This window comes from Vibrio sp. 1F263, assembly GCF_041439035.1.
In the GTDB taxonomy this organism is placed as follows: domain Bacteria; phylum Pseudomonadota; class Gammaproteobacteria; order Enterobacterales; family Vibrionaceae; genus Vibrio; species Vibrio tasmaniensis_A.
Map to the genome: position 1 here is coordinate 258,776 of NZ_JBGONI010000001.1, position 26,274 is coordinate 285,049.

A 26,274-nucleotide genomic window follows, 5' to 3' on the forward strand; every position below is an offset into this window, starting at 1 on the left:
AATGACAATGGATAATTACACCCAACCATTTAATCAATCGTTGCCACAAACTGCGGAAGGCGTGCCGAATAAAAACAGCCTAAGCAGCTATTTACCTATTCGAACCAAGGGTAATGACTTTGATTTTGATGCTGTCATCGGCTTGGTTCTACGTGGGCTTCTGCGTAAAAAGGTAGAAGGTTATAGCTACGAACAGTTTGTGGCCGATTGCCAAAGTGCGTTTGAAGAAAAGCTTGGTGAAGAAGAGTTTTGGCAAGTGCTAAAAGAGATGTATTTTGAAAACAAAGACATCTTTACTGTGAGCCCTGAGCTCCTTCTGTTCCGTGCTCAAAAAGGTGAATTTGCAGCAGGTGATTCACGTGTTGCTTCTATGTACACCAATTTACTTCAGAACATGCGTGTAGAAGAGTTTGATGCCAAATTAAACTTTATTGAACGTGAAATGCTTTCTACGCTTCGTGGAAAAATGAAGTCTGACTCGTCATTGCAAGCGAGCGAGAAACCGTATCTACCTTATCTTTCGAAAGCATTCCGTGACGACCTGAAATTCTTGGCAAGTCGCCCTAAGTATCTGCTTAGTGAAATAGAGTCGTTCCTGTCTTTTTATGGTTTCGCATACACTGCGCAGCTGAGTTTAGCACTAACAGATTGGCGCAGTGGTCAAGAGCCAGTGGCTAAGCCTCTCTATTTCATTATGGATCATGAGCGTGCCAGTAATGAGCGTACTCATATTAAAAATCATGGCTATAAGCTGTTTAATGAGTCAGCCACTCGACTGTTCCCTATGCTGACTATGCTTGAGCTAATTCAGCCGGGTGTTGGAGATAAGAGCGCGATAAAAGTACCCCTGTGGGAGATATCGAAGGGTATTCAAGAGTCGAAATCGACGCATTTAAAAGAACAACTAGAAAACTTTGCCAGAGCGTTTAAGTCACAGCGTAATCTCGACACAGCTCTAGATGAATCTGAACTGGCGCTCGACTGGCTCGGTAACATAATGAAGCTCGCATCCGCACAGTTTAGCGTCGGCGAACGTTTCAATATCAACAAGAAGTATGTGTCAGAAGTAGAAAAGTACCTAGCGTCTCACTTCATTCAAAGTCGAGGCCGCAGCGGTCGAGTATTAGTGCTCAACCAAGACTACATCATCTTATTGACCAACCTTGTTGTTGGAGAAAAGGATAAACTCCGTTTCCACGAACTGATCACAGCCTTTGAGCAACGTGGCATTTTCGTTGATAAACAAACAGAACAAGAACTAATTAAATTCTATGAGCGCATTGGTAACGTAGAGCGCATGAGTGATAGTGGAGACGCAGTATATGTCCGTAAAACAATTTGAGACCTTTCTAGTAGAACAGTTTTTAGCGGATGCTGAAACACATATTAAGGCAGGTTTCCGCTATCAGTTTAAGTCGCCAGATAATGAAAATAGCATGCGCTTGTATCAGGCGATGACGGCTCATTCTGAAAATATTATTGATGCAACTAACGATATCAAGTTGCCATTCATTGAACTGTCAGGCTGTAAAATCGTTCCTATGATTCATAGCGAAAACCCAGCAGAGTTTGATGGTTTCACTGAAAACTACATCTCTCATCTGCGTGACGAAGTGGCGAGTCAATCAGGCTACTTAAAAGGTTGCGCACTAGTGGTGATCCACAACAGCTTGCTTGATACCTTGATTAATTCTGCAGAAGACTTGGCTCAAGTGGGACAAGTTTGGAGCGCATCAAAGATCAAAGCGGCAATGAAAGGGTTAATCGATCAGCAAGACAAAGGGCGCGATGTGTCAAACTGCCTGCTTGATGATCAATTTGATGCCATTTTAGAAGATGGCGCAACCATGTTTGGTTTTGAGTCTCTATACAAGGCCGTTGAAGACGGTGACTTGCGCTTCAATGAGTTGGGCATGTTTGAAGATCCGCTTGTAGCTGAAATGAGTGGTAACCCTAAGCAAATCAAAAAGCGTCTAGAAGACAACCGCGCGTTATACGAAGAGCTCACTTTCGAAGTTGAACACTTTGGCGGGCAGCTTCAAGATCGCTTAAAGTCATTCGGCGAGAAGTTTGTTAAAGAGAACTTCTCAGAAACGGATGCATGGAAAGACGTTGAGTTTGAAGCATTCCTACAAGAGAAAAAGCGCAATGCTCAGCAGCAGCTTGTTCTTGAAGAAGAGCAAGCTAGTGACGGTATGACCATCACGGCTCGTAACCGTGCTGAGACCAAAGCGGGCATGCGTGATCGCCACTTAATCATCGAATTAGATGAAGATGTAAATGAGTTTGAACTGAAGCTGATCTTCCAAGGTGCGAGCAATCTTGATAAAAGCCAATTCAAAATCCAGCCAGCAAAAGCGTTCAATAATGAAGAAGTGATTACCACACTGAATGGTCTAAAAACGACACGAGCTAGCTTGAAAGGTGCGTACAAGCATGAGCCACTATTTTTTAACTTGGCTCTAAAGCGTGAAAACAAATCTGAAGTTTATAACTTCCGTTGTTTAGTGGTTCGTAAAGGCGAGTTCTATATTGAACCGTTCAAGAACATCTTCTTGGTAGAACCTGCACCAGCGAAGCAGCGCTTAACCTTGAACATGGAAGAGAACAAACTGCAAATCAGAGCTAACGAAGGCAGCGCATGTTCACTACTTGATGCTAAACAGATTGTCGATGCAGCAGATTACGCCGCCGTGGATTTTGAAGCGTTAGCCAATGAAGCTGATGAAATAGATTTTGCCGTTAAATCAGGTGATAACCAGCTTAAGTTTAATGTTGAAGGTGCAGTAGCGACTGATTCATTGAGTTTGCCTTTACTGCTTAATAGAGGCCGTTATCACAAGCTTTTCAAAGATGAATATAACGGCGAGTTTTATTCTCAAAAAGGCAAAGTAGGCATCGATAACAGTGAGTTCGTTGTTCCGGGTGTTCGTTTAAAGCTACTGCGTTGGGAAGAAGAGTTCATTAACAACAAAGTAGTGTCTATTGCTGATTCAGGGGCGATCAAGCTCGATGACCTACAAGTGATTGATGATGCTATTCATGGATCTTACGTTGAGCTTTTTGATTACCTAGAACAACGCCGTAGTACGCCATCATTGGCATCTTGGGGCGATGAGTTTACAACACTTGTCCAAAACACAGTTGATGCTTGCTTAGCGTATTTTGCAGCGATCCCAACGGGTAGCATGCTGACCAAAGAGCAAAAATCAGCGTTGAAAATCGGTTTGGTACAATCTGAAGGTGAAGAGTACTACTCACCCTTCCACCCGCTGATTTTGGCTTATTACCTCAACCTAAGAAATTCGATTCGTAATGACAAGAGCTTTACTCAGCTTCCTGATGTTACGTTTGAACGCTTGTCGCCAAAAGGTTTATTGCCATATGTTTACCATCCAAAACATGAGTTCTCTTATAACCAACAGGTCAAAGAGAACGCGTTCTGGATCAAGAGTGTACCTCAAGAGAAAAGCTCTCTTACGTTCGTTCGCAAGTTAGTAAAAGAGAAAATCGATGAGTTCCAAACGGCATTCAGCCAACTGTTCACAGGCTCTGAGAGGAGCATTATCGTTAATGCGGTGAACCAAGACAGCGCTGAAGAGTTATTTATGGGGCTGGTGGATTATGTCCGCAGTAACCAAGATCAGGCAGCGTCGATTCATATTAATCTGTATGACGACAAGTTAGCGTTTAATGCGTTTGACCGATTCGCAGAAACAGCCAATTACGATGAATTGAAAGAGTGGTTAGAGCTGAACAAGGGTAAAGTTCGTGAAGTTGCCGATACTATTATCGATATTCTTCGCACGCGCCTAACTTACAGCAAGTTCACGAATGCTCAAGCCGAAAAAGATGGTCAATCTTATGCGCATCTTTCCTTTTTCCGTAATAACGACAAAGTCGATTGCTCAGACATTGCGATTGAAGACATGGCATCAGGCATAGCTTGTGACGGCCTACTAACGGGTGATGCTTCTGAAAGTAAATCTGGCTCATACTTTACGGGTTTTGGCTTGAAGGGAACGGATTACCAAGACTACCCACATTTGATGATGGCGAAGTATGTTGGTGCTTTATTAAAGCCAGCACTCAAACCGAACACTCAATATCACGGTGCGAATGCAGTTGCTCTTGCAGTCAGTGAGGATTTTAAAGGTTTGTTGGAACGTTCGTACGAGAGTTCTATCTGGACGACCATTATTGATCCTAAGGTTACGTTGGACTTCTTCCACAGTAATGAAGACGTAGTATTGATTCACTATTCAGATCAGTACACCAGCTCATCAAGCTACGATGCAATCACGGTTACTGCGCAGCGCGGTTTGTTTGAAAAGGTTATTAAGCAAGGTGATGGTGGCCAAATTAATGAGTTCAACGCGTTCAACGGCGATTGGCTCCTTAAAATGATGACTTGCGCGCCGACCATCAATAAAGAACGCAAAGGCGTGATTGGTGCCTACAAGTTTGTGACTAGTCTAGTGCATGACTCAGACATTACATGGGTGCCTCTGTCTGTCGCTGAGATGATCCGTGTATCGGGCAACATTGGCCTGAAGATGTCTGACAGTGAATTCTCTCGTAATGTTCAAGGTTATAAGAAAGGCGAAATTTCTGACGATGTATTGCTGGTTGGTTTTAAAGATCAAGACATGTATCTGCTACCTGTCGAAGTGAAAACGGGCTCGGTACCGAATTACAACAAAGCCGTTAAACAATCGAAAGAGCTATTGCGTTACTTAAGCCAAGACTTACTAGGCAAGAAAGACTTAGCGAGCAAGTTATACCGTGGTTTGTTCATGCGCCAAGTTTTGATGCAAGTTGATAAGTATCGCCTATATAAGGTATTTGCTGATGATTACTTCGACACTTTGCTGGCAAACAAAGAAGAGTGGCTAAGAGGCGACTATTCACTTGGCCAAATCGCAGATTACCCAGAAGGTTTTGTGGTTAGCCACCTTGAAGGGGCTGGCTGTTTACAACCTGACTATCAAATGATGGAAGGGGTGTTAAAAGTCGACCTACCGATGGGGCTACTTCCTGGCTTGGTGGAAACTCCGTTGCAAGAAGTGTTGAACGAATTAGATGTAGTGAAACTTTGCCACGTGCCGAGTGAGTATGTGCTGAATGGTGAAACTCGATTAGAAAAACTCCCTGAAGCTGAATCTCAGCCAGCGGTGGTAGAATCTGATGAGGTTGAAACGACAAAACCAGTGCAGCCTGAACAGCCTGTTGTTGAAGAGCAAGTCGCGCCAGCAGTTGAGCCCCTAAAGGTAGAGTCTAACAGCAACCTAAACGTGCTATTTGGCCACAATGCGCTAACACAAGCACCACTCAACTGGGAACCAACCAATACTGCTAAATTCATGAATACCAATACTGGCATTATTGGCACTATGGGTACAGGTAAAACGCAGTTTACCAAGTCGGTGATTACTCAGCTTTACCGCAACCAAGCAGACAACGTAAACGGTGCGCCAATTGGTATGCTTATTTTCGACTACAAATCTGATTATGTAGACGACAAGTTCCAACAAGCGACTGCGGGTAAGAAGTTTAACCTTCACAAACTACCATATAACCCATTGAGCTTGTTTGGTGATACTCCAATGCTGCCAGTACACACCGCACGTGGCTTCTCTGAGACCATGGGGAAAGCCTTTGGCCTAGGTCAAAAGCAACAACTGCGTTTACGTAAGTTGGTGGGTGAAGCCTATGAGTTAGCGGGTATTCGCAAAGCGGATCCAAGTACTTGGTCAAAACCAGCGCCTACAATCTCACAAGTATGGGACTTATTCATTGAAACAGACCCAGATGAAGATTCATTATATGCGGCACTTGAGAGCTTATATGAGCTAGAGATCTTCGAAGACGACAATACCAAGTGCATGAGCCTTTACGATCTTGTAGATGGCATTACAGTTGTGGAGCTAGCAGGTTACCCAGCAGAGATTCAGAACCTTGTTGTTGCACTTACGTTAGACCTTTTCTACTCACAGATGCAGAAGAAAGGTAAGCCTGAAGTGCGAGGCGATTTCCGTCAAATTACTAAGATGATCTTGGTGGATGAAGCAGATAACTTCATGTCTCAGAACTTCCCAAGCTTACGTAAGATCTTGAAGGAAGGCCGCGAGTACGGGGTAGGTGTGATCCTTTCTACACAGGACATTACCCACTTCCAAACTGGTGAGAATGACTACTCAAGCTATGTACTTACTTGGGTCATCCACCGCGTAGCGAAGATTCGCCCACAAGAGCTGAAAGCTATGTTTGGTGTAAACGAGAAAGCTGAGCAAGAGAAACTGATGGAAACCATCAACAAGCTAGAGAAGCACTACAGCTTATACATTAATGGAGCGAAGAAGATACTCCCAATGAGAGACAGAGCATTCTGGGAGCTTTTGCAGTAAGATTATGATTTTAAACGCCCTTTTAGGGCGTTTTTTTGACCATGCTAATACTAATGTATTAGGGCTTATGTATAATTAAGTGCATATAATTTGACTTGTTGGTAGTGATATGAATATTGATGAAAGAGATGAACGTCTAATAAGAATTTGTGATGATATTGAACAAGGCGAGATTCTACTCCAGCCAGACTTTCAGCGAGGAGAGGTTTGGAACTCATCTAAGAAGAAGCTACTTATAGATACAGTTTTGAGAAAGTGGCATATACCACCAGTCCACGTCGTAGTCATGAATGATGGTAGTTACGAAGTGCTAGATGGACAGCAGCGTCTTACTGCGATTCGAGATTTTGTTGAGAATAAATATACAATAGATGGAAATATACAGCCTAAAGATGACTTTATTCAGGCACTGCATGGGAAGCGTTACAGAGATTTGGATTCAGTTGTTAAAAGGGAGTTTGACCGGTATACGCTGAAAATTAATGAAATAAATAATTATAACCCAGGAGAACCTAGTGAATTATTTCACAGACTAAATCAGACTGTGAAATTAACTTCATCAGAGGCTAGAAATGCAATTTATGGTTCTGTAAGAAACTCTATTTCTCTTTTAGTTGATAAAATGGATGAAGTTGAAGTAAATAAAGATATCTTAGGCTTTAGTAACTCTCGGATGTCATACAATGATTTACTTTCTCGGATAATAGTGTTCCTCGAAACAGATACATTAAGAGCGAAAGTTAGCGAGTCTATTTTAAATAGTCGATATCGTGATGATGAAAAAGTTAATGAAGATATTATTGAATCTATTGAGTACTCTATAGATTGCTTAAGTGCTTTTAACAAAGTTAAGGGGGAGTATGAATATTTACCATCATTAACAAAAGCATCATCATTAAACTGGATATATAATTTTTGCTTTTTATATCTAGAGTATGAAAGTGTTGAACTTGATAAAATAGCAAGGTCTTTCTTTGCTTTGGAAGTTGGAAGAAGTGCTGTAAAGAGTAACGAGTCAATTCCAAGCTGGGTTATTGAACACTTTAGCTTTAGTGAAGCTACTTTAAGAGAGTTGTTATTAATATACATTGAACGCTCCTCATCTAGAGTGATGTCTATTGGTTCTATTTTAGCTAGAGACCTGATTCAGTTGATATCTTGCAGTCAGGCGAGGATTGAGCTGCCACTAGAAAGGGAAGATCAAATAACTTTGCTGAGTGTAATTGAAGAGCTGAGAGAAGGGGTTGAACCTAAGTATGTTGTTGAGAGTAAGTTAGACTATTGGAAGGCGAATGAGCGATGAGAGATGCTGCTATTCGGGATGGGTGGAGACGAGTTAATGAACAAGATAATTACCCACTAAAACTAACTGAAGTTAATTTTGAAAATGTGGTGGGCTTTCATGGAAGTTTTTCAATGGACTTTCAATCCGGTTTAACCGCTATTTGCGGGAAAAATGGAGTTGGAAAATCTACTTTGTTAAAAGTTATTTATGAATCACTTTGTAATGAATTTACCAACCCTAAAATTACTCAGGACTCTGAGGTACTCTTGTCCTTGTTGAGAAATAATGTTCAAGAAGATGAGCCAAACCTAGATGTAAATGAATTATATTATATAGACCCTTCTTTCGAATGCTCAAAAATAATAGATTTTATTACTAGCACTCAGAACTTTGAAGAGTTCCTTGAAGGAGTTGAGTCAAATGGATTTTTGAATAAGAGTAAAACTCTAAAATCAATATCCAATTGTATCGGGAAACCATACAAAAAAATTGAAGTTTATGAAATAGAAAGTGCTCTTGATGAGGAATATACATTTCCCTATTTCTTAATTGAGCTTTCTGATGGAACTAAATATAATTCACTTAGTATGGGTATGGGAGAGCATTTATGTATGTTCTTGCTATGGTACATTGATTGGATTGAGCCTTGTTCAATATTACTTCTTGAAGAACTAGAGAATTACTTAGCTGCATATAGTCAAAAAAAACTATTAGACTATCTAGTTTACAAACTATCAGAAAAAAAAGTCTGGACTATCTTAACCACACATTCAGAGCATATACTTAGTAATGTCGGTTTGAAAAATACGAGAATGCTTTATCGTAATGGCACTTGTTCGTTAGCAGTAAAGCCGGAAAGCTCTAATAGATATCTTAAAGCGCTAGGGTTGGCTTCGAATAAGCAGGGACTCTACCTTGTAGAGGACTACTTTGCGTCATTAAAGCTAAAGTCCATTGTAAATTATTTTTCTCCCGAATTATTAGATATAAGAGAAGTATTGGGCTTACGCTGTGATTCCAATATGGAAAAGATTATCAAGCATTTTGAACCATCAGAGAGACCTTTCTTTGATCTGATGGCAGTCTTTGACGCTGACCAAAGTAGGAAAATATCTAGATTAATGGGCAAAGAAGTTAATGCGATTTGTCTACCATCACAAAACTCAAAAAACCCTGAAGAAGAGTTATGGTCTACTCTTAATTGTTTCTCATTGGAAGTGGCCTCTTTGTTAAACGTTAACTCTCAGAGGTTATCAGAAGCTATCGCTGAGTATGAACTAGAGGATCATCATGAGCGTTATTATCGAATTGCAGAAGATATAAATGTTACTTTTGAACAGTTAACTGGTGCAGTTATAAAGCAGTGGTTTGAGGATGAGAACAATAGAAGTTTAGCAACTCAGTTTATAATCGCTTTGACTCTTAGAGGGAACCCAATAGACTTGGATACCATTGAGCGAACTTGCATTAGGTTTTCTAGTGAACAGTTGGTCGGTTCCATTAGAGATAAATTCGATGAGCTAGGTACAGATAAGGTTAAAGTAACATTTAATGGCGCTGGGCTAATATTGGCCTAGTGTGGAAGCAGTACAAGTCGTACTGCTTCTCTTTTGTATATGATTTTAGCTAAAATCAAGCAATCTTAGTTGCTAAGGCTGATATTAATTTGTGATTACGCACAGAAGCAATCCCATCTTCAACATGTGCTGCCCAAGCTTGTTGATACTCTTTAGTATCAAGCTCTGGGTAGTACATTTTCAGCATTAGCTCAGTCACCTCACCTGTTTCCCCGAGCCAAGTGTATTTGTCTAGTACAAGTGGCCCGTCTAACTTAGCTTCTTGGCCTTGGTATCTGAAGTCACTTTCGATAGAACGGAAGAAAGCAATACGTGCCGAAACGTTGGGAGTGACTCCAGTATAGCCCTTCAACTTTTTAAGCTGTTCTTCAGTAGAGCGTGTTAAGTTCATACGGTTAGGTAGCATTACACTGCCTCCTTAATCGATTCTTTCCAGAAGTAACCCTCTTTCAACCTTGAAGATTTGGTTGTGCCGTCGAAACAGATCTCGTAAGTACGAGCTAGATCGTCTTGGATTAGGCTTGTGTAGTTTCTGTCGATTTCGGTATCTGTCGATAAAATCACCACTTGGTGGCTTGCTGTAGGAAAGTAGTTCTCAACCAGCTTGTCACGGTGGTGCGAATCCAGTCGGCCTAATGGTGTGTCAATGATGATTGGCAACTTACGACCAGATGTGCGACCAAGAGCTTCTAGAATCGAGATAGCGTAGATCTGCTTTTCGCCTGCAGACATCGCTTTGCGGTTTATCTTAATACCGTGCTCATCAACTAACTCAACATCGAACGTAGCTGGATTGATAGAAGCGGTTAGCTGTAAATCTTCTTTACGAGCTAGTTTTTTGTATGATTGTACGAACTCATTTTCTAACTGATTTACACGCGCTTTGGTTAGCTGTTCACCAAACTTTTCTAGCAATAAGATAGAATTTTGGGCGTTGCTAACACTTTGATCTTTGTTGGATTGATCTTTGTGCTTATCGTGTAGCTTTTGAATTTGGCGAGCAGTTTCCAGTGCTAATCGAAGTTCTCGTTTAGCCTTTTCTAGCAAGTCATGGTATTCAATAATCAGTTTTTCTTTCTTCTTATCTAAAGCACGGACATCTGTAAACAACTCTTGTACCTGCTCTTGTTCGGGAGCTCGCGCGATATTGCTGGAAGCGTTGTCGATCTCTTCTTCAACTTTTTGAAGACGTACTCGTGCTTTGTCAAAACGAGAGAAAGAATCTTGTGATAAGTTTGATAGTTGGTAATCGATGGTGTTCGCTTGGCGATCAGATATATCCAAAAGAAGTTCTGTTGAATTGAACTCACCGACGTGTGCTTTAAAGCTGTCTGCGATTGCATTTTGGGCCATCTCAGTATCAAAACTAGGGTATTTTGAACATAGGGTTTCTAAGAATGAATCTAGCTCATTACCAAAGCTCTGCTTCTTCTTAACTTGTTGCTCTTGTTTGATCTGAGTTTGAAGCCTTTGCATTGCTTTCGGAGCAAGTGAAAATGGAAGGTTGGTTTCCATTTCCATACGAATCTGCTTCTCAAGCTCCACTTTCTCTTTCAGCAAGCTTTCAGCTTTTTGTTGTTCATCTTCTCTGGTTTTTGCCCAAGCACCGCCGTTTTGCGCAAGTTTGTTTTCTAAAACTTGGATATCAGAATTAATGCTAACAATCTGTTTGTAGACTTCATGGTCAGCTTCAAAACGGAGTTTCTCTGATTCTCTTTCATGTTTAATTCGAGTGTTCTCGAGGTTATCCATTTCTTCTTTTAGGGATTGATTTAAAGCTGCAGCCCCTTGCTTTTTTAGGAAGATATTCAGGTCGCTCTTAAGCTTAGCTATGACATCTAACCCTAGTAGTCGGCGAACCGCGGTTTTTAAAACTGTTCCAGATTCGTCTTCAGCTAGATCTGCGATTTTCTCGCCGTCGAAGAAGAACAGATCAGCAATACCCGTTGGAATAAGTTCATTAAGAAAGCCTTGGCACTGCTCGTAATTGAGCTCTGGTATTTGAACACCGTCTTTTTCAAGGCATAGATTATCTTTCTTACCGCGTTTCCAGCCACGAATCACTTTATAAGTGTTTTCTTCGCCGTTCTGGCTGTATTTAAACTCAAGCTCGATCGATGCATTATCTTGAACTCCACCGTGGCCGACACCTTTGTGAATCAGTTCCGATAAAGCGTCAACGTAGTCACCATTTGAAAGTAATTGGCTAAATGATTGACGCCCAAAAAGTGCTAAGCGAACTGCTGTCAGTATTGACGTTTTACCGGCACCATTTAAGCCGCCAAACAAAATGATAGGTCGTTCGGTCCCTTCAATAGGGCCACTTTTACTTAGACGAGTTGGGGCTGGGCGCAAGTCAATTTCATGCACACCGCGAAACACGCGAAAGTTGTTTAAAGTTAGTTTTGTAATCAACATTTCAGTATTTAAAACTCTTTTTGAAGCTGTTTATCTAGGTCAGCAAGCTGCTCGTTGTAGCGCTCAATTTCTTGTTGGTGGATATCAAACTCGGCTTTGCTTTGCAGTGAAGCATGCTTTTGTTTGATTTCTTCCAAGCTTCCCCAGTCTCGTTTCAAGAGCGATGCGATCTTGTTCGAAATGCCACTACGACGGCTCAAACCTTCCATAGAGACCTCTAGCTCGATGAGTTTCATGATCATTTCAGGTTCGACATCGAAGTTATTGCAAAGCTCATGAATTAGCTGTGCGTCATCTTTACCAAAACTTGCGTTATCGTCATACACCCAATCAAGGTCGTAGCCATAAACGTCTTTAAAAATAGTTGGTAGAGAATCATCCCAATCCGGCTCATTTGGATCATGGATCCACTCTTGGCGAATAGCATGCAGCTCTGGCACTGTGATTAACTCAATCTCTCGGCCTTCAGCTTTAAATTTATTATCTAGTTCTAGTAATTCACGAAGCCATTGGCGGCGGTATTTAAGCCAGTAAGGACCAGGGACGTGCTTACGTTCGCTAGCAATATCTTCGCCTTCTTTTGCGTATTGGTAACTTACGCGACCGGTACGACGTTTATGGTTTCTGAACTCTGCTTTGTTAGCAGGATCTGTCGTCATTGCTAATTTATTGCGGAACTCAAGAAGAGGTGCCATCCACTCTTCGCCATTTTGGATAAGGCTTTCCATCGCTCGGTCTTTGGTTACTACGGTACATGTCCAGCAACCAAAACGAGAGTTACCACAAGAGGGGGTAGTTTCGTCAATCACCATTGGGCATTCACCTTGGCCTGAAGAGTCTTTATATAGATTCCAAAGTACTAGGTTTTTACCGCCCCATGGGTTTTCCCATTCTAGGTCATAGTCATCTTTCCAGATGTTTCTAGTACCTAGTGGCGTTTCTTTTGTCTCTAGGTGACATAAACGCAAGATCTTCCAAACATCATCAACAGCCCATGTATCAATAGGGGTGTAAATGAATGCATTGGCTAGCGTTGTATGGCGAGCTAGACGAGAGCCATCAATTTTGTGTTTAGCGATAACCTGAGCACGCGAGGCACTTTCTTGGCTACGTGAGCCCAATACAACAATCACCTCATCAAATTGAGATACTTTGCTTTTAATGAAGTCACTAACCGGGTCGATCTTCATTCGCTCTGTACACCAGCGAAATGAACGTGTCGGTGCTGGGTAGCCTTTACCAAGAAGACTTGACCAAAACGTTTGGTCTGACTCAGGTACCACTTTGTGACAGCTGATTGGCAAGTCGTCGCGCTTGGCTCCTTTTTGTATCGCAGCTAAGGAGTCTTTAATGTGGTTAACAACAACAGGTGTCTCAACCAGTGTGTCTGATGAAACGACAAATACGGGTTTGTGGCGTTGTTCTTTTTCTAGGCCAAGTAGTGCCATATAGATCAAAGACATGATAGCGGAGGAGTCTTTACCACCACTGTAGCCAATTACCCATGGGCGGTTGTCTGCACAATAGACGCGTTGAACGTCAGCAACATAGTAGCTGAGTTTATTATTTGCGAACTCTTCAGCGTTGATGAATTCTTGGTATTCTTCGGCGAGATCTTCTGCCAATTTTAGCTCGTGTATCATGATAACTGCTTCTCTAGAGCTTTTTCTTCTGGGGTTAGTGGTAACCCAAGTTCAATTTTAAGTGCGTTTGCCGTGAGCTGAATGTTGATGTTTGATTTACTCAACTTGCCGTGGTTCATGCTGCGCTTTATCCATTCAGGGTTGGTTTTCAACCAATTAACCTTCCCTAGTAACTGAAGCTTTTCTTTCCATTGTTTTGGTTCTTGGCACAACAGGTGTTTACCCAAGACGCCAATCGCATGCAGCCCGACACCATGTGCGTGAATGTATTCTTGTCGAAGCTGTGCAGGGGATATCTGTTTGTCGATCACCATTTGCCAATCTTTAATATGGCGAGTGACCTCTTCCCAAAACTCAGACGCTAACTGCTTCTCTTCTTCAGTGAAACCATCTTTTGGCCCTTTACTTAAAAGTGCTCGTGTTGATTGTTTAATGCTGCTTAAAGTAAATAGCTTATTCGACTTTGGACTGATGTTGGATTTTTCCATTTCAGTCATTCCAATGAATGGTTTCACTTTAGCTGCTAATTCACGCGCTAATTCAGAGCTTTCGTCTCGGTGATCGTAGAGAGTGCCAAGAGATGGACTAGGTTTTACTGCGTACTTGTTTAAGTCAGCAAACATTTGTTGGCTTCTACCTAAACCTTCATCGATGAAGAACAATACTGGAATGTTGTCTTGCCCAAGGTCTGGATTTTCTCTTAGTGCTTCTTCTATCGCTTTACGACGGTGTTGGCCATCGTTAATTAGAATCTGCGCATCCATCGGGATTTGAAGCGTACCTAAATTAGGCGCACCTTCATGATCGTGGAAAGATATATCAACTCCAACCGATGCTGTTAATGCTGAGAATACGTACTCTTTAGGGTTGTCGAGTAGGTATTTGACCATTTCAGGTATACGAGTCTTGTTTAATGTTCTTTGAGCTCTAAGCTCTGGTGGAACATCATCTTCGTTATAACTGAAAATCTTAGGTATGATTCGAAGAGGACATGTCGCAATGTAAAATGGACGCCCTGCTTGAATACCTCTGACAGCTGGAAATGAATAGCAATAGCCTGAATCTTGATTTTGCATAGTGAACTCTAAGTTATGTTATTTGTCTATGACATAAACCATAGCTGGTATGTCATATTTTGACAAACTAAGCTTTTAGTTTGTTATGCTTTAGTCTTATCTATGCGAATTATCACATAGGTATGCCAAAATAGGCTGAATATTTTACAGGTATGTAGGCCAGATATCTATGGTAACCATAGGTTTTTATAGTACTAAAAAAGCGCTATTTTGAACTTAGCGTAAACCCTTTGATTTCTTTATGCTCCTTCTCTAAAAGTACCTCAAATTCTGCTCTCATCATCTGTGTTTCCTCACTTGCTTCAAACTCCATGAGCTTCGCCAATCGTTTGTCGAAGCTCTGTTGTTTCTTGTAGTTCTCGTGCTCGGTTGGCATGTAAAGGTGCTTATTCAGCAGTGGTGGCCTGCGATCTTCATTAACGTAGTCGAAGAAATCTATGTCTTGTTCTGCCATCTTGATTTTTATGCGTTCTACTAAGAAAGGCACGGATTTTTCAAAGTAATCATAGGCGGTTAGGGTGAGTTTCCCTGATGTGATATGAATTTTAATTAGGTCTATTTCTTCATCCAGCTCACCATAAATTTGCAACCCTGCGCCTACGTAGACTCGCAGCAATAATGGCAAATCACCAATAAAGTCTCGATGCAGAATCAATGAATGCCCTTTATTAAGAAGGCTTGCTGGTAACAGGCCATGTGCTTTCTCGCATTGCTGATGAATTAAGTCGGTGTCTGCAATTGCGAACAGTAATTCTGCAGCTAGGCTAATCGCGGTTTTGTAATCATCAAACAAGGCTTTGATATCGCGCTTAAGCGGCTCTGGTTGCTGCGTATAGGGTTTTCTTTTCTCAAACAGTCCCATAGCAAAGTAGAGGAGAAGATCTTCTTTTCGGTTTTTTTCTGCTTGTTCAAACTCTTTGGTATCAAACATCTCTTGCAGTAAGTTAAAGGTTTTTCTGTGTGAGCCAACCAGCTCTCTTACTTTGTCCGATTGTTCAAATTCATCGTTGGCAGGAATGCGGCCGAGTTCTAAGCAGGTATTCCAAAAGTTATTAAACAAGTCTTGATGCTGAGTGATAAGCAGTTTAGCTTTGTCTTTGGCTTCAATAGGTTCTGGTGAAGTCAGTTGTTTCCATTTATGGTGTCGTTTGTATTTACTCTGAAGGTATTGCTGCTCTTCGAGTTTGTCTTTGAAAATATAGAAAATACCGGGTGCGACGGTAATGGCGTCTTCTTGTAGGCTTCTCTCTATGTACGCTTTGATTTCTGATTGCGCATAGTATTTTTGGAAGGTGTTACGAGAGGTAATCACCCCATCTTTATAAGGTTTGAACTGAGCAATGTAGTTTTCGTTAGCCAGCATGACAGAAACCACCAGAAACTTGTCTGCTAGCTCCCATGCGCCTAGTAAGGCATCGAGTCTTTCATCTTGATCTTCTATTACGTTAAGAACAAATCCTATGTTTACGATATCAGAATTGGATTTGTCGTTGTCGGGTTGAAAGTTCGGATCCCAACCTAGAGCGTCGAGGCCATGTGCTTCGAGCTCTCTTAAATCGTCTCCGCGGCCACAGCCGTAATCGAAAATTGAGTGTTCGCCTTTTAAATAGCCATGTTTAACAAGAGTCTTCATTGGTGCGGAGAGTTCATGACGCACGATGGCCGTTCTGTGCCTATCAATCCCTGCCTGTTCTTGCGTTGTCACAGAGGAACATCGGAATAGTCGACCATCGACAAGCTCGTAGCCATGGCGTGCAATCAAATTCTCCCAAGAGCGCTTAAATCCGATCAAGCGACTGTTCTCGTAAAGCCCTGCATTTTCACCTTCTTGCGTTAGGGATATGAAATGCTCGAAGTATTCGCTGTCAGGCAGAACCATGGTCTCTTTGCGGTGCAAAATCGGAGGGTTTTCAGAGCCTTCGTAGTTCATGATTTTATGGCTGAGTTTAGAGAGGTCGACATTAAGGCTTTGTTCTAATGCGGGATAGGAATCAGTATAAAAATTAGGGTAGTGAAGAAGAGATAAGCGGAACTCTTTTTTAAACAGCTTTACGAGGTTCCAGTCTTCTTCATCTAAGTTAACGGCTTTTGCTACGGCAGGAATGAACTGTGTTAATACTTTAGGCAATGCGCTGAATGCGTCTTTATGAAGATAAATTGCATCGGGGAGTTGTTTTCCAACTTTTATTTGAGAGGTAAGTTCAGCAAATAGCTCTTCGTTCATTACTAGTCCTTAGGTGCTTTTGAAGATTATAAATCATCAAACAATGCCTGTGTGGCGCTGCCTTTTGCACTTTTTGTGTTTACGCGAAGTCCATCACTTCGGCGTTGTCGGATAAGTGCGTATTTTGAATTATCAGCCCCAACGCTAATATGCAGCGGTTTATCTTTGCCATAAAAATAGAGGCGGTCGAACTCTAAATGCGTGCAGATAAATCGAGCGACCTCATCCATACGTTGCTCATACCCTTCAACATAAATATCACACGCAGCCCCATTGCGCTTACAGATACGGCTATCCCGGGAGTTGAATTCCATAGAGGCATGTTGGTCAATATCGGGCGCCATATCTCCAGAGCTATTTTTCAATATCCACCTTAAAAGAGGATGGCTTGTATAACCATAGGTCACCGTTACCTCTCCTAGTGAGCGTTCGATAGGCTGTAAAATTTGAACCGTTAAACACTGAAGCTCAGTGGCAGAAAGTTTATTAACCTTGTTGTCTCCTAAGTAATTAGGATGCCGAGACTTATGCCAATCAATAAGCTTGTGGTGCATATTCTGTCCTTAGGGTTCTAGGTTACTACTATATTTAACGAACGACAGCAGTAAAATCAATGCAATTCGGAGGCTATGTATGTTGTTTATTCTCGCTTTACTCTGCATCTTCTTGTTGGGGTATCTTGCCCAAACTACGGGCCTTTGTATGGTGAGAGGAGTTAAAGAGGCGAAAAGCGGATCACCGATGTTCATCGTTGCGATTGTGTTTAGTGGTTCGCTTGCTTGGGTCTCTATGGCTCTGTCGTAGAAGAGCGGCTTTTATTCACTGCTTTTTGGCCGAGTCTGTTTTCTCTGTTTGGTGGTTTTCTTTTTGGTATTGGAGCGGCAATTAATAGTGGTTGCGGGGTATCTACCGTAAGCCGTTTAGCTCGTGGTGAAGTTGTGATGCTGGCGACGATATTAGGGTGGTTCGTTGCTTGGTTGTTATTTGCTCCCGTTTTACCTAACGAGTTAAAGGGAGAGCAGTTGGTATTGTCTGATTTTTCTCGCTATGCATTCCTTGGGAGCATTTCATTCATTATTGTGGTGAGTTGTTATTTCATGAATGCGGTAAGCCGTAAGTTATGGTTATCAATGCTGGGAATTGGCTTAACGGCAGGTTTTGTATTCCTTTATGAACCACACTGGACGCCAAGTGGATTGTTGAAATCTATGGGGACTTCTCTTTGGCACGATAAAGCTGAAGATTGGCCAAGCCGCGAGCGTTTTATTTTGATGCTCTCGCTGTTAATTGGAATGGTTAGCGCCGCGTTGTTTACTGGATCTTTTTCTTTGAGGTTGAGCTCTATACGTCGATTGGGTAAACACTTGGTTGCTGGTGTGCTTATGGGGTTTGGCGCTGTGATGGCTGGTGGAGGGAACGATACTCAGCTGTTAGTGGCGATGCCAGTACTTTCTCTGGCGGGCGTTTTTTCTGTGTTGAGTATCATTGTGGGTATTTATCTTGGGACTCTTGTCTTGCAGAGTCGGGATACAAAATGAAACTACTCCCAGTTTATCGATCTTTGATAGTTAACGTCGTATACATTTATTATTGAAGTAGTAAGAAGACATTAAGCTCTAACCAAAATTTATTTATGCTTAATAATCGGCGCAGTGCGCCGATTGGATATGTAATTTCAGTAAGTGTCTGTTTGACCAAGTTTCAACTATATGTGATTTAGTGTAAACGCGGCCTGTGAGGGAAGTGGTTTTAGGTCTAAAGTGAACGAATATAGGATATTTTAGAAGCGTTACTTGACGGATTTACGAATCACTAACTATAGTCAACTTAGTTAGTCAATCATTAGCAAGTTTAGTCTGCGTTATGATTAAGTTATTGATATCAGGTCATTTAATGAATGCATATCGGAGTTTCTAGGGTTCAAATCCCTATCCCTCCACCACATTTAAGAAAGCCGCTGAGAAATCAGCGGCTTTTTTGCATCTAGCGTAAAGTTAATCGAATCTAAGAGTCAGTTAGTCAACCAGTCAAAGTCCTTAACTATCGGAATCTGACTTAAACCTGTTTATCACGGCAACTTCAAGCCTATTACCGCTCTGTTGTATTTAAACATATAGCATAGGTAACTGACTCTTTACCTTTATAACCTATCGAAATTCGACGTCACTGTTGCAACAAAACATCCCTGCCAATAAACATGTAGACCTACGCCACCAATGCATGACCAAGTAACTTGAAGAATTGGGGGATGTTTATTGGAATAGTGCCCTAGGTTTCTTCAGGTTCTCATTGTGGATACATAACATAAAAAAATCCAGAGGCTTCATCGAAGTCTCTGGATTTTTAAATTTGGCTTGAGTGCAGATCTAATTAAGCGTTTTCTTGCTTAGTATCTTGCTGCTCTGCTTGTTTTTTTTGTTCAGCTTCATTTGCTTTTTCTTCGTGGTTTGAACCACCACATCCGCCACAACAGCTCATAATTATGCTCTCTTTGATTGTATTTAAGTAACTCATTAAGGTCATAATATTAAAGATGCATTTTAAATGCAACTTTAATATTAGCCAAATTGGCTGCTTGGTGTCTTGAGGTATTTAAGCCCTTGGTTTTATTAAAATTGGTAAGTACAACACAACGAAACAACTGTACGCGACAACCCACAGAGCACTCGATAAGGTGATGATAGAGACAATATTATTGGTAAAGTATCCACCAAATACTCGAACAATAAAGGCAAAAACAATGGCAATTAACGCCGCTGTCATTATTTTACCAATCACAATAGCTCGACCTGTATGTCCTAGAGAGACGCGTGAGATCATTGATAAGATCATCACCCCCATTCCACCCACGGTTAAGGCATGAATCGCTTGTGATTGTGTGACCAATGACGAAATGATCGAAACGCCATACAAGACCAATCCTAACGAAATGGTCCAGTAGCTTAAGTGTAAAGACCACACAAGAGGAGTCTTAAAAGCGACCCATATTTTCCACCTTACCGCCCTAACCGCATTTGCCAGGCCACTGACAATAAACACGCTAGCAACGATATCTTGTGGAACTGGAAGTATCTGAAAGCTCAACACAACGGCGAAAATCGTGCTCACGATGCTCAGCTTTTCAAGCCATGGTAATGCAGGGGTTCGTGGTGTCTGTGTGCCATTCGCGGTAAACATAGGAAAGACTCGTCCACCCATAATGCACATGACTAGAGTCACCAACAGCACCATGCTTGTGCTAGCTTGTGAAATTAAGATTGGCTGCTGAAATAGAACACCATAGTGCATCGCCGCATTGGCAAAAGTCATTAGCAGCAAAATGGGAACGAACAATAGATTTCGCCAAAGTTTCACACTGACAATATTGTGAGCAAGATAAATGACAGCGACAGGCAAAAACAGTAAATCGAGCCCAGCCACCAACCAAGGGCTAAAGGCATTAGGTAGGAACATGGCTATTCTCGCACACAGCCAGATAACCAGAAGTATCATTAACCCGCGTCCGTTAATACTACGGACACCCGTCCAGTTTTGTACGGCCGTCAGTAAAAAGCCAACCACGACAGTAGCTGCAAAGCCAAATAACATTTCATGAATATGCCACCACATTGCTCCGCCATAAACATTCAGAGTTGCGCTACCATTCCAAAACGCGGCCCAACCAACTAGAGCTGCAACGCTAAAAAGTGATGCAAACAAAAAAAACGGTCGAAACGCGAGCTCAAAAAATGCCGTCATTGAAACGCCATTGTTAGGGGGTTGATTTAAATCTTTCATCATCGTAAACCTAGTGAGTAAACAAAACTTACTTAAATAACGTCAACCGCCAAAAGTTGCCCTAGTTTGTAGCTGTGCCCTTCGCCGAGGAGATCTTGCAAGCTATAAGCGTCTAAGCATTTGTAAAAACACTCTTGAGCTTCAGCAAAGATTGTTTTCAATTGGCAATTTGGTGTAATAACACAGCTATTATCTTCGCCAAAACATTCAACCAAGTTACGTTTGTCTTCTAACTCTCGAACTAACGTACCGATGTTGATCTGACTTGGATGGCAACTGAGTTTCAAACCACCATTTTTTCCTCTTGTAGCGATCAGGTGCCCTTTGAGGTTGAGTTGCTGAACGATCTTCATTAAGTGGTTTTTAGAAATACCATAACTGTTAGCAATGTCGCCGATGGTGCTAAGAGATTGGTTGTTGATCGCTAAATAGATCAGAACGCGTAGGGAATAATCAGTGTAACGTGTGATATGCATGTTGGGATATTTCACTCTATAAGATGTATCTATTATGAATCTTATGAGTAATAAAGGCAAGTTAACCTAATGAGGAGTAGTGGCTAAGCACCAAGAAGCTAAGGCTGCGATCTTAATGACGTTTCTCACATCTGTTGTATGAGATCCTATCTCCATCTTCCTTTCTCAAACGAGATCTAATCCTCTAAGTCGAAGCGATCAGAAACATTTTTCGATATATTTTCACTCTAACCATATAAAAATGCACAAACTTGTTCATAAAAAAAGCAGTCAGTTGATAAGGGGATTTACAAGCCAAAGCCACCCTTATATTATACGCGCCATTGGAGGGATGGCTGAGTGGTCGAAAGCACCGGTCTTGAAAACCGGCAACCGTTAATAGCGGTTCTAGGGTTCAAATCCCTATCCCTCCACCACATTAAAGAAAGCCGCTGAGAAATCAGCGGCTTTTTTGTATCTGGAGATCACACAAGCTCACCACTCAACTGCGGACAGTAAATGCGGCCTTCAATAACTGCATGTGAATCGGCACCAGATCTTGATGTTCAGTTCGATATCCGCCACCGACTACACACGCCATTGGAATAGACTCTGATTTCGCTAATTCAATCATGAAACAGTCGCGTTCAAATATCCCTTTTGTCGAAACATTCAAATAACCCAGTTCATCGTCTTGATGGATGTCGATCCCCGCGTCATAAATAATGAGATCAGGTTGGTGATGCGCAATCGCCAACTTGGTGACTTGTTCAAAACAACGTAAGAACTCTTCATCTTCTGTTTCACGGCTTAATGGCACATCTAAATCAGATAACGGTTTACGCGCAGGGAAGTTCTTATCGCAGTGGAATGACAAAGTAATAATCTCATCGCTCTCTTGGCAAAGTGTCGCTGTACCATCGCCATGGTGAACATCACTGTCGACGATCAGCACTTTATCTATATGCTCAAAGGTTAATGCGTGCTTGGCCGCCAAGACCAGATCATTCAACAAACAGAAGCCACTGCCAAAATCTCGGTGCGCATGATGATAGCCACCGCTGAGATGAATCGCTAAACCACTCTCGATGGCCATTTCAGCGGCCAAGCAGGTTCCACCACTTGAATAGAGTGTCCTTTCTATAAGCTGTTCACTCCACGGAAAGCCGATACGTCTCATTTTTGCTGCTGGCAAATTTCCAGAAACTAGCAAATCGACATATTCACCATCGTGTACCTGCTTTACTTGTTCTACCGAAACAGGCATTGGCTGGAACATTTCGAATGCATTACCCCATTTTGGATCGCTATCCATGTGGTGCGTCACAGCACTGTGCAACAGTTGATATTTATTGATTGGATAACGATGCCCTTCTGGTAAAGGCAACTGAGAATAAATTGGATGGTAAATTAAAGGAGTCATAGATCGGGCGTATTACGTATCAATCTCAAAATCATAACAGTCTCAGACTTGGCGACAACCTTAATTAATGATAATAGTTATCATTACCTTTAATTAATTCCAGAGACAACAATGAAAAACGTAATACTCATCTGTGGTGTGATCTGTGGTTCGATGGCTGCAGTAATGATTTTTGTAGGTATGCTAATAGCCAGTTGGTGGAGCGTTGATTTTCTCGTGTTAAGCCATCAAACTTAACTAATTGAACTGAAAAGGAATCACCATGAGCGTTATTTTTATTACTGGAGCGAACCGCGGCATTGGCTTAAGTCTGACTCAACAATACTTGAAAGGTAATCACAAGGTGTACGCAACTTACCGTGACGCCAATTCAGCAAAAGAACTGCTCTCTCTCGCAGACCACAATAGCAACCTGACCTGCATTCAATTAGAGATCACCGATTACCAAGCGGTGAGCCACCTCAATTCGCAAATAGAGTCGATTGATATTTTGATCAACAACGCTGGCTACTATGGCCCTAAAGGTTATGGTCTGGGTAATACCGATGTCGAAGAGTGGCGCCGTGTATTCGAAGTCAACACCATTGCTCCATTGAAGCTTGTCGAGACTCTATTACCTCTTATAGAAAGTAGTGACGTCAAAAAGATCGCCTGTCTTTCGTCTAGAGTGGGTAGCATGTCTGAAAACACATCAGGCGGAGGCTACATCTATCGTTCATCTAAAGCGGCTCTTAACTCAGTTGTGAAGAGTTTAAGCAACGACTTGACCGATAATGGCTTTACAGTGTTAGCGTTACATCCTGGTTGGGTACAGACGGAAATGGGCGGCCCTAATGCTCTTATTGATACAGAGACTTCGGCTCAAGGCCTTGTGACTGTAATAGAGTCATCGAATACTGAAGTGAGTGGTCACTTCTTTAATTTCGATGGTAGCGAAATAGACTGGTAGCCGTCACATGGTTCGTCGCGTGATCTCAAGCTTACTCGTACGTTCAACACTGTTGTGTCTAACAATGGTGCTCACTGGATGTTTCGATGACAGCCCACAGAACTATTTCGACGACTATCAGACCAAAATCGCCAACGTGCAAGATGCTGACGAGATACAACAAGACTGGGAGCTCGACAGCTTACCGAGAAAGCGAGAACTGTTTATTGAAGTTCCTTCGCTCTCTATCGGGCTTATCGACAGCTATCAACTTCGACAATGCGGATTATTCAACCTGATTGCAGAAAGAAACTCCGTACTTGGAAAAGTCGCCGACGAGTTCCGAAATTACGATTATCAAGTCGCTCTACTGGAAGGTGTTGGTCAATGTTTATCTAATAACGAATTAGATCCAGAGATCGTAGAATTACTCAAAGAAATCGAGCAGCAGAAGCTCGCACAATTTCCACTGCACCAATGGAATCTCATCTATGCCAGTGAAGCGATGCAGTCTCAAATGCGTGGAAGTCAGTGGTTGCGTGCTGATATCGGCGAACAAGTCCGACAGACAAGGGACGCCCTAGAGCATATTAACCGAGCGTTAAACACACCGCTCGTTTCCGGCAAGACTACTGAAGTTCAAGAAGGATTAGAGAAGAGTTCGACGCTTGGGGATTTGTACTACTCACTATCTCGTGCCTCTGTTGAGCTTGATACCATTACCAAACAACTCTCAACTTTTGACGCAAACATAATTTGTGGTGAGCAGCGAGACACGACTAAGTTTCGTTACCTTAACAATGTGTTCGAACAGCAATACATTGACAAGGTTCAGCCTTACATGGCGCAATTGGATGGCTACTATCAGCAGCTAGCCCCGCAACTTGCTATGTTTGACGCACAGCCTGAGCTACACAGTTATTACTTTCCCATCAAAGAAGCGCATCAAGCCTTTCGATCATCCACTCGCCGCCATGTGGACTATTGGCAGCAGCTGTTTAAGCGCTGCGGACGCAAGGTCGGACGTTAATTCCATTTTGGCAAAGAATCAGCCATTTACTCTCAGTTCCTAGCTTTTAGCGCCTTTCTTAGCATAGGTACCTTTCTTGGCATACGTACCTTTGTTGGCATAAGACTTCGCACCACCGCCTTTACGACGTTTAAAAGCCGGTCTTTCGACTTTAGGAAGATGACGCAAAGATTCAGGGACTTCACCCGTTTTGACCTTGCCCATCAAGCCGTCGATCTTGCTTTCTAATTCTTGCATGAAGGGCTGATACGCTTGGTTTCGTTCAGCCATACCTTGTAACTGATGCTCCCAGTGAGCGGTCATATCGGGAAAGGTCGAGTCCTCAGGTAAGGCATTAATCAATCCTCTTCCCGCCGGGCTACTGTGAATGCTTTTACCCTGTCGCGTTAACAGTTGTCTCTTGAACAGAGTATCGAGAATCCCCGCACGGGTTGCTTCTGTGCCGAGGCCATCAGTCTCTTTCAAGATAGCTTTGAGGTCTTTATTTGCCACAAAGCGTGCAATACCTGTCATCGCTTGTAACAAGGTCGCTTCGGTAAAGTGTTTTGGTGGCTCGGTTTTCTTATCGCCAATCACGCCTTCACGACAGGTGAGCACAGTCCCTTTATCTAGCGGTGGAACAGTGTCAGTACCATCACCTTTATCTTCGGTGTCCGTTTTCCCCATCAACACCTTCCAACCTGGGTTAGTAAGTTGTCGCCCTTTCGCGATGAACACACCACCAGCGATATCAAAAACCAACTTAGCATCCGCAAAAACAGCCGGTGGGTAGAACTGCATCAGATATTGGCGGGCAATTTGCTGATAGATTTTCATCTCATTAGCAGATAGGCCATTCACCGCTGATTTCTTCGGCGTTGGGATTATCGCGTGGTGAGCATCGACCTTACTGTCGTTCCATGCTTTGGATTTAAGAGAAAGATCCGCGCCTTGCGCACCACTTTGCAGCTCTTTCGCATTATTGGCGATAGCATCGACTACCGACTCTCGTTGCGAATAATGATCTTTAGGTAGATAGCGGCTATCAGAACGTGGGTAAGTGATGAGTTTGTGTTTCTCATACAATGACTGACAAGTGTCGAGTACCTGTTGAGCGCTCATACCAAAACGCTTAGACGCATCAATCTGCAGAGCTGACAGCGAATAAGGGAGTGGTGCCGCTTGTTTGCTTTGCTTTTGCTCTGATTCCGTCACCGTTGCAGGCTGATTAGCAATTCGGTTAGCGACATTCTCAACCAGCTTTCGATTGAGTACGCGGCCTTCTTCATCTTGCCAAGGTTTACATGCTTCGCTTGGTTTCCAACGTGCTCGAATATCAAAGCTCTGGCCGTTGTTTTGATAAGGGATCAGCGCATGCAGAGTAAAATAATCTTTCGGAATGAAGTTTTCGATCTCTTCATCACGCCTTACGACCAAACCAAGTACAGGCGTTTGCACTCGCCCTACCGACAACACGCCTTGGTAACCCGCCTTTTGACCTAACAAGGTATACGCGCGAGTCATGTTCATGCCATACAGCCAATCGGCTCTAGAGCGCGCCAATGCAGAAATAGAAAGTGGAATAAAATCGCGGTTACTGCGCATTTGAGAGAGCGCACGCTTTACCGCTGGCAAGTTCAAGTCACTAATAAGTAACCTGTCCATCGACTCTTTCTTAGTCTTAGACACCTTGCAATAATCAATCACTTCATCAACCAGCAGCTGCCCTTCTCTATCCGGGTCACCCGCATGGACAATTTGGGTCGCGTCCTTCAATAGCTTTCGGATCACAGTAAGCTGTTTGCTGGAAGTCTTGCGCGGTCTCAGCTGCCATTGCTCCGGCACGATAGGAAGATCGGCTAAGTTCCACTTCTTATAACGGTCATCATAAGCGTCTGGCTCAACTTGCTCCAATAAGTGTCCAATACACCAAGTCACCACATCGCCATTGCCACATTTGATAAACCCTTGGTCTTTCTTTTGTGGATTAGGTAGTGCGGCGGCGATCGCGCGGCCTAGGCTTGGTTTTTCAGCAATAATAAGGCGAGACAT

19 protein-coding genes and 1 tRNA gene are annotated in these 26,274 nt (G+C 42.4%); 9 read left to right on the forward strand and 11 right to left on the reverse strand.

Annotation, left to right across the window (positions count from 1 at the left end; translation table 11 throughout):
• Position 1 precedes the first annotated feature (1 nt).
• The 4 genes from dptG to ACED25_RS01105 all read left to right on the forward strand — a co-directional run bounded on the left by dptG (position 2) and on the right by ACED25_RS01105 (position 9,269).
• Complete coding sequence (gene dptG / locus ACED25_RS01090; RefSeq protein WP_102488388.1) at positions 2-1,342, forward strand: DNA phosphorothioation-dependent restriction protein DptG; 1,341 nt, start codon at positions 2-4, stop codon at positions 1,340-1,342.
• The gene (dptH, locus tag ACED25_RS01095) at positions 1,323-6,407 is read left to right on the forward strand and encodes a DNA phosphorothioation-dependent restriction protein DptH (RefSeq protein WP_371694440.1); all 5,085 of its coding nucleotides are present in this window, start codon (positions 1,323-1,325) and stop codon (positions 6,405-6,407) included. Before dptG ends, dptH begins: the two co-directional genes overlap by 20 nt.
• Before the next feature lie 109 nt (positions 6,408-6,516).
• Positions 6,517-7,710, forward strand: coding sequence for a DUF262 domain-containing protein (locus ACED25_RS01100; protein ID WP_371694441.1), 1,194 nt, complete (start codon positions 6,517-6,519; stop codon positions 7,708-7,710).
• The gene (locus ACED25_RS01105) at positions 7,707-9,269 is read left to right on the forward strand and encodes an ATP-dependent endonuclease (protein WP_371694442.1); all 1,563 of its coding nucleotides are present in this window, start codon (positions 7,707-7,709) and stop codon (positions 9,267-9,269) included. The genes ACED25_RS01100 and ACED25_RS01105 overlap by 4 nt, the downstream gene beginning before the upstream one ends.
• 55 nt (positions 9,270-9,324) lie before the next feature.
• Here ACED25_RS01105 and dndE read toward each other — a convergent pair whose 3' ends face one another.
• The 6 genes from dndE to ACED25_RS01135 all read right to left on the reverse strand — a co-directional run bounded on the left by dndE (position 9,325) and on the right by ACED25_RS01135 (position 17,184).
• On the reverse strand, positions 9,325-9,675 hold the full coding sequence (gene dndE, locus ACED25_RS01110) for a DNA sulfur modification protein DndE (protein WP_102382456.1): 351 nt from the start codon (positions 9,673-9,675) through the stop codon (positions 9,325-9,327).
• Positions 9,675-11,687 carry a DNA sulfur modification protein DndD gene (dndD, locus tag ACED25_RS01115; RefSeq protein WP_371694443.1) on the reverse strand — a complete coding sequence of 671 codons (2,013 nt, stop codon included), beginning with the start codon at positions 11,685-11,687 and terminating at the stop codon, positions 9,675-9,677. The genes dndE and dndD overlap by 1 nt, the downstream gene beginning before the upstream one ends.
• Positions 11,688-11,695: 8 nt before the next feature.
• The gene (locus tag ACED25_RS01120; RefSeq protein ID WP_016794127.1) at positions 11,696-13,330 is read right to left on the reverse strand and encodes a DNA phosphorothioation system sulfurtransferase DndC; all 1,635 of its coding nucleotides are present in this window, start codon (positions 13,328-13,330) and stop codon (positions 11,696-11,698) included.
• Positions 13,327-14,406 (reverse strand): DNA sulfur modification protein DndB, encoded by a 1,080-nt coding sequence (gene dndB / locus ACED25_RS01125; RefSeq protein WP_102488382.1) that lies wholly within the window; start codon positions 14,404-14,406, stop codon positions 13,327-13,329. Before dndB ends, ACED25_RS01120 begins: the two co-directional genes overlap by 4 nt.
• 205 nt (positions 14,407-14,611) lie before the next feature.
• Complete coding sequence (locus ACED25_RS01130; protein ID WP_248367314.1) at positions 14,612-16,630, reverse strand: DNA phosphorothioation-associated putative methyltransferase; 2,019 nt, start codon at positions 16,628-16,630, stop codon at positions 14,612-14,614.
• Between the two features lie 26 nt (positions 16,631-16,656).
• Entirely contained in the window at positions 16,657-17,184 is a 528-nt protein-coding gene (locus tag ACED25_RS01135) for a hypothetical protein (protein WP_102488380.1), read from the reverse strand.
• Positions 17,185-17,409: 225 nt separating this feature from the next.
• Between ACED25_RS01135 and ACED25_RS01140 the strand changes: the two genes are divergently transcribed.
• Positions 17,410-18,168, forward strand: coding sequence for a YeeE/YedE thiosulfate transporter family protein (locus ACED25_RS01140; protein ID WP_371694444.1), 759 nt, complete (start codon positions 17,410-17,412; stop codon positions 18,166-18,168).
• Between the two features lie 832 nt (positions 18,169-19,000).
• On the opposite strand, the gene ACED25_RS01145 is transcribed toward ACED25_RS01140, so the two are convergent.
• The 3 genes from ACED25_RS01145 to ACED25_RS01155 all read right to left on the reverse strand — a co-directional run bounded on the left by ACED25_RS01145 (position 19,001) and on the right by ACED25_RS01155 (position 20,883).
• Positions 19,001-19,144 (reverse strand): hypothetical protein, encoded by a 144-nt coding sequence (locus ACED25_RS01145; protein ID WP_157044877.1) that lies wholly within the window; start codon positions 19,142-19,144, stop codon positions 19,001-19,003.
• A gap of 78 nt (positions 19,145-19,222) precedes the next feature.
• Positions 19,223-20,407, reverse strand: a complete 1,185-nt coding sequence (locus ACED25_RS01150) for an NnrS family protein (RefSeq protein ID WP_371694459.1) — start codon at positions 20,405-20,407, stop codon at positions 19,223-19,225.
• Positions 20,408-20,439: 32 nt separating this feature from the next.
• Positions 20,440-20,883, reverse strand: coding sequence for an Rrf2 family transcriptional regulator (locus tag ACED25_RS01155; RefSeq protein ID WP_009848694.1), 444 nt, complete (start codon positions 20,881-20,883; stop codon positions 20,440-20,442).
• A gap of 325 nt (positions 20,884-21,208) precedes the next feature.
• Between ACED25_RS01155 and ACED25_RS01160 the strand changes: the two genes are divergently transcribed.
• A tRNA-Ser gene (locus tag ACED25_RS01160) sits at positions 21,209-21,299 on the forward strand.
• Positions 21,300-21,364: 65 nt separating this feature from the next.
• Here the strand turns inward: ACED25_RS01160 and ACED25_RS01165 are convergent.
• The gene (locus ACED25_RS01165; protein ID WP_371694445.1) at positions 21,365-22,285 is read right to left on the reverse strand and encodes a histone deacetylase; all 921 of its coding nucleotides are present in this window, start codon (positions 22,283-22,285) and stop codon (positions 21,365-21,367) included.
• A 111-nt stretch (positions 22,286-22,396) separates the two neighbouring features.
• Between ACED25_RS01165 and ACED25_RS01170 the strand changes: the two genes are divergently transcribed.
• The 3 genes from ACED25_RS01170 to ACED25_RS01180 are packed head-to-tail and all read left to right on the forward strand — an operon-like array spanning position 22,397 to position 24,243.
• Positions 22,397-22,522, forward strand: a complete 126-nt coding sequence (locus ACED25_RS01170; RefSeq protein WP_258957299.1) for a hypothetical protein — start codon at positions 22,397-22,399, stop codon at positions 22,520-22,522.
• Positions 22,523-22,547: 25 nt separating this feature from the next.
• A complete protein-coding gene (locus ACED25_RS01175; RefSeq protein WP_102257909.1) occupies positions 22,548-23,234 on the forward strand; it encodes an SDR family oxidoreductase in 687 nt (228 codons plus the stop codon).
• 7 nt (positions 23,235-23,241) lie between these two features.
• The gene (locus ACED25_RS01180; protein ID WP_371694446.1) at positions 23,242-24,243 is read left to right on the forward strand and encodes a DUF3080 domain-containing protein; all 1,002 of its coding nucleotides are present in this window, start codon (positions 23,242-23,244) and stop codon (positions 24,241-24,243) included.
• Positions 24,244-24,282: 39 nt separating this feature from the next.
• Here the strand turns inward: ACED25_RS01180 and ACED25_RS01185 are convergent, their stop codons facing one another.
• Entirely contained in the window at positions 24,283-26,274 is a 1,992-nt protein-coding gene (locus tag ACED25_RS01185) for a DNA topoisomerase III (RefSeq protein ID WP_371694447.1), read from the reverse strand.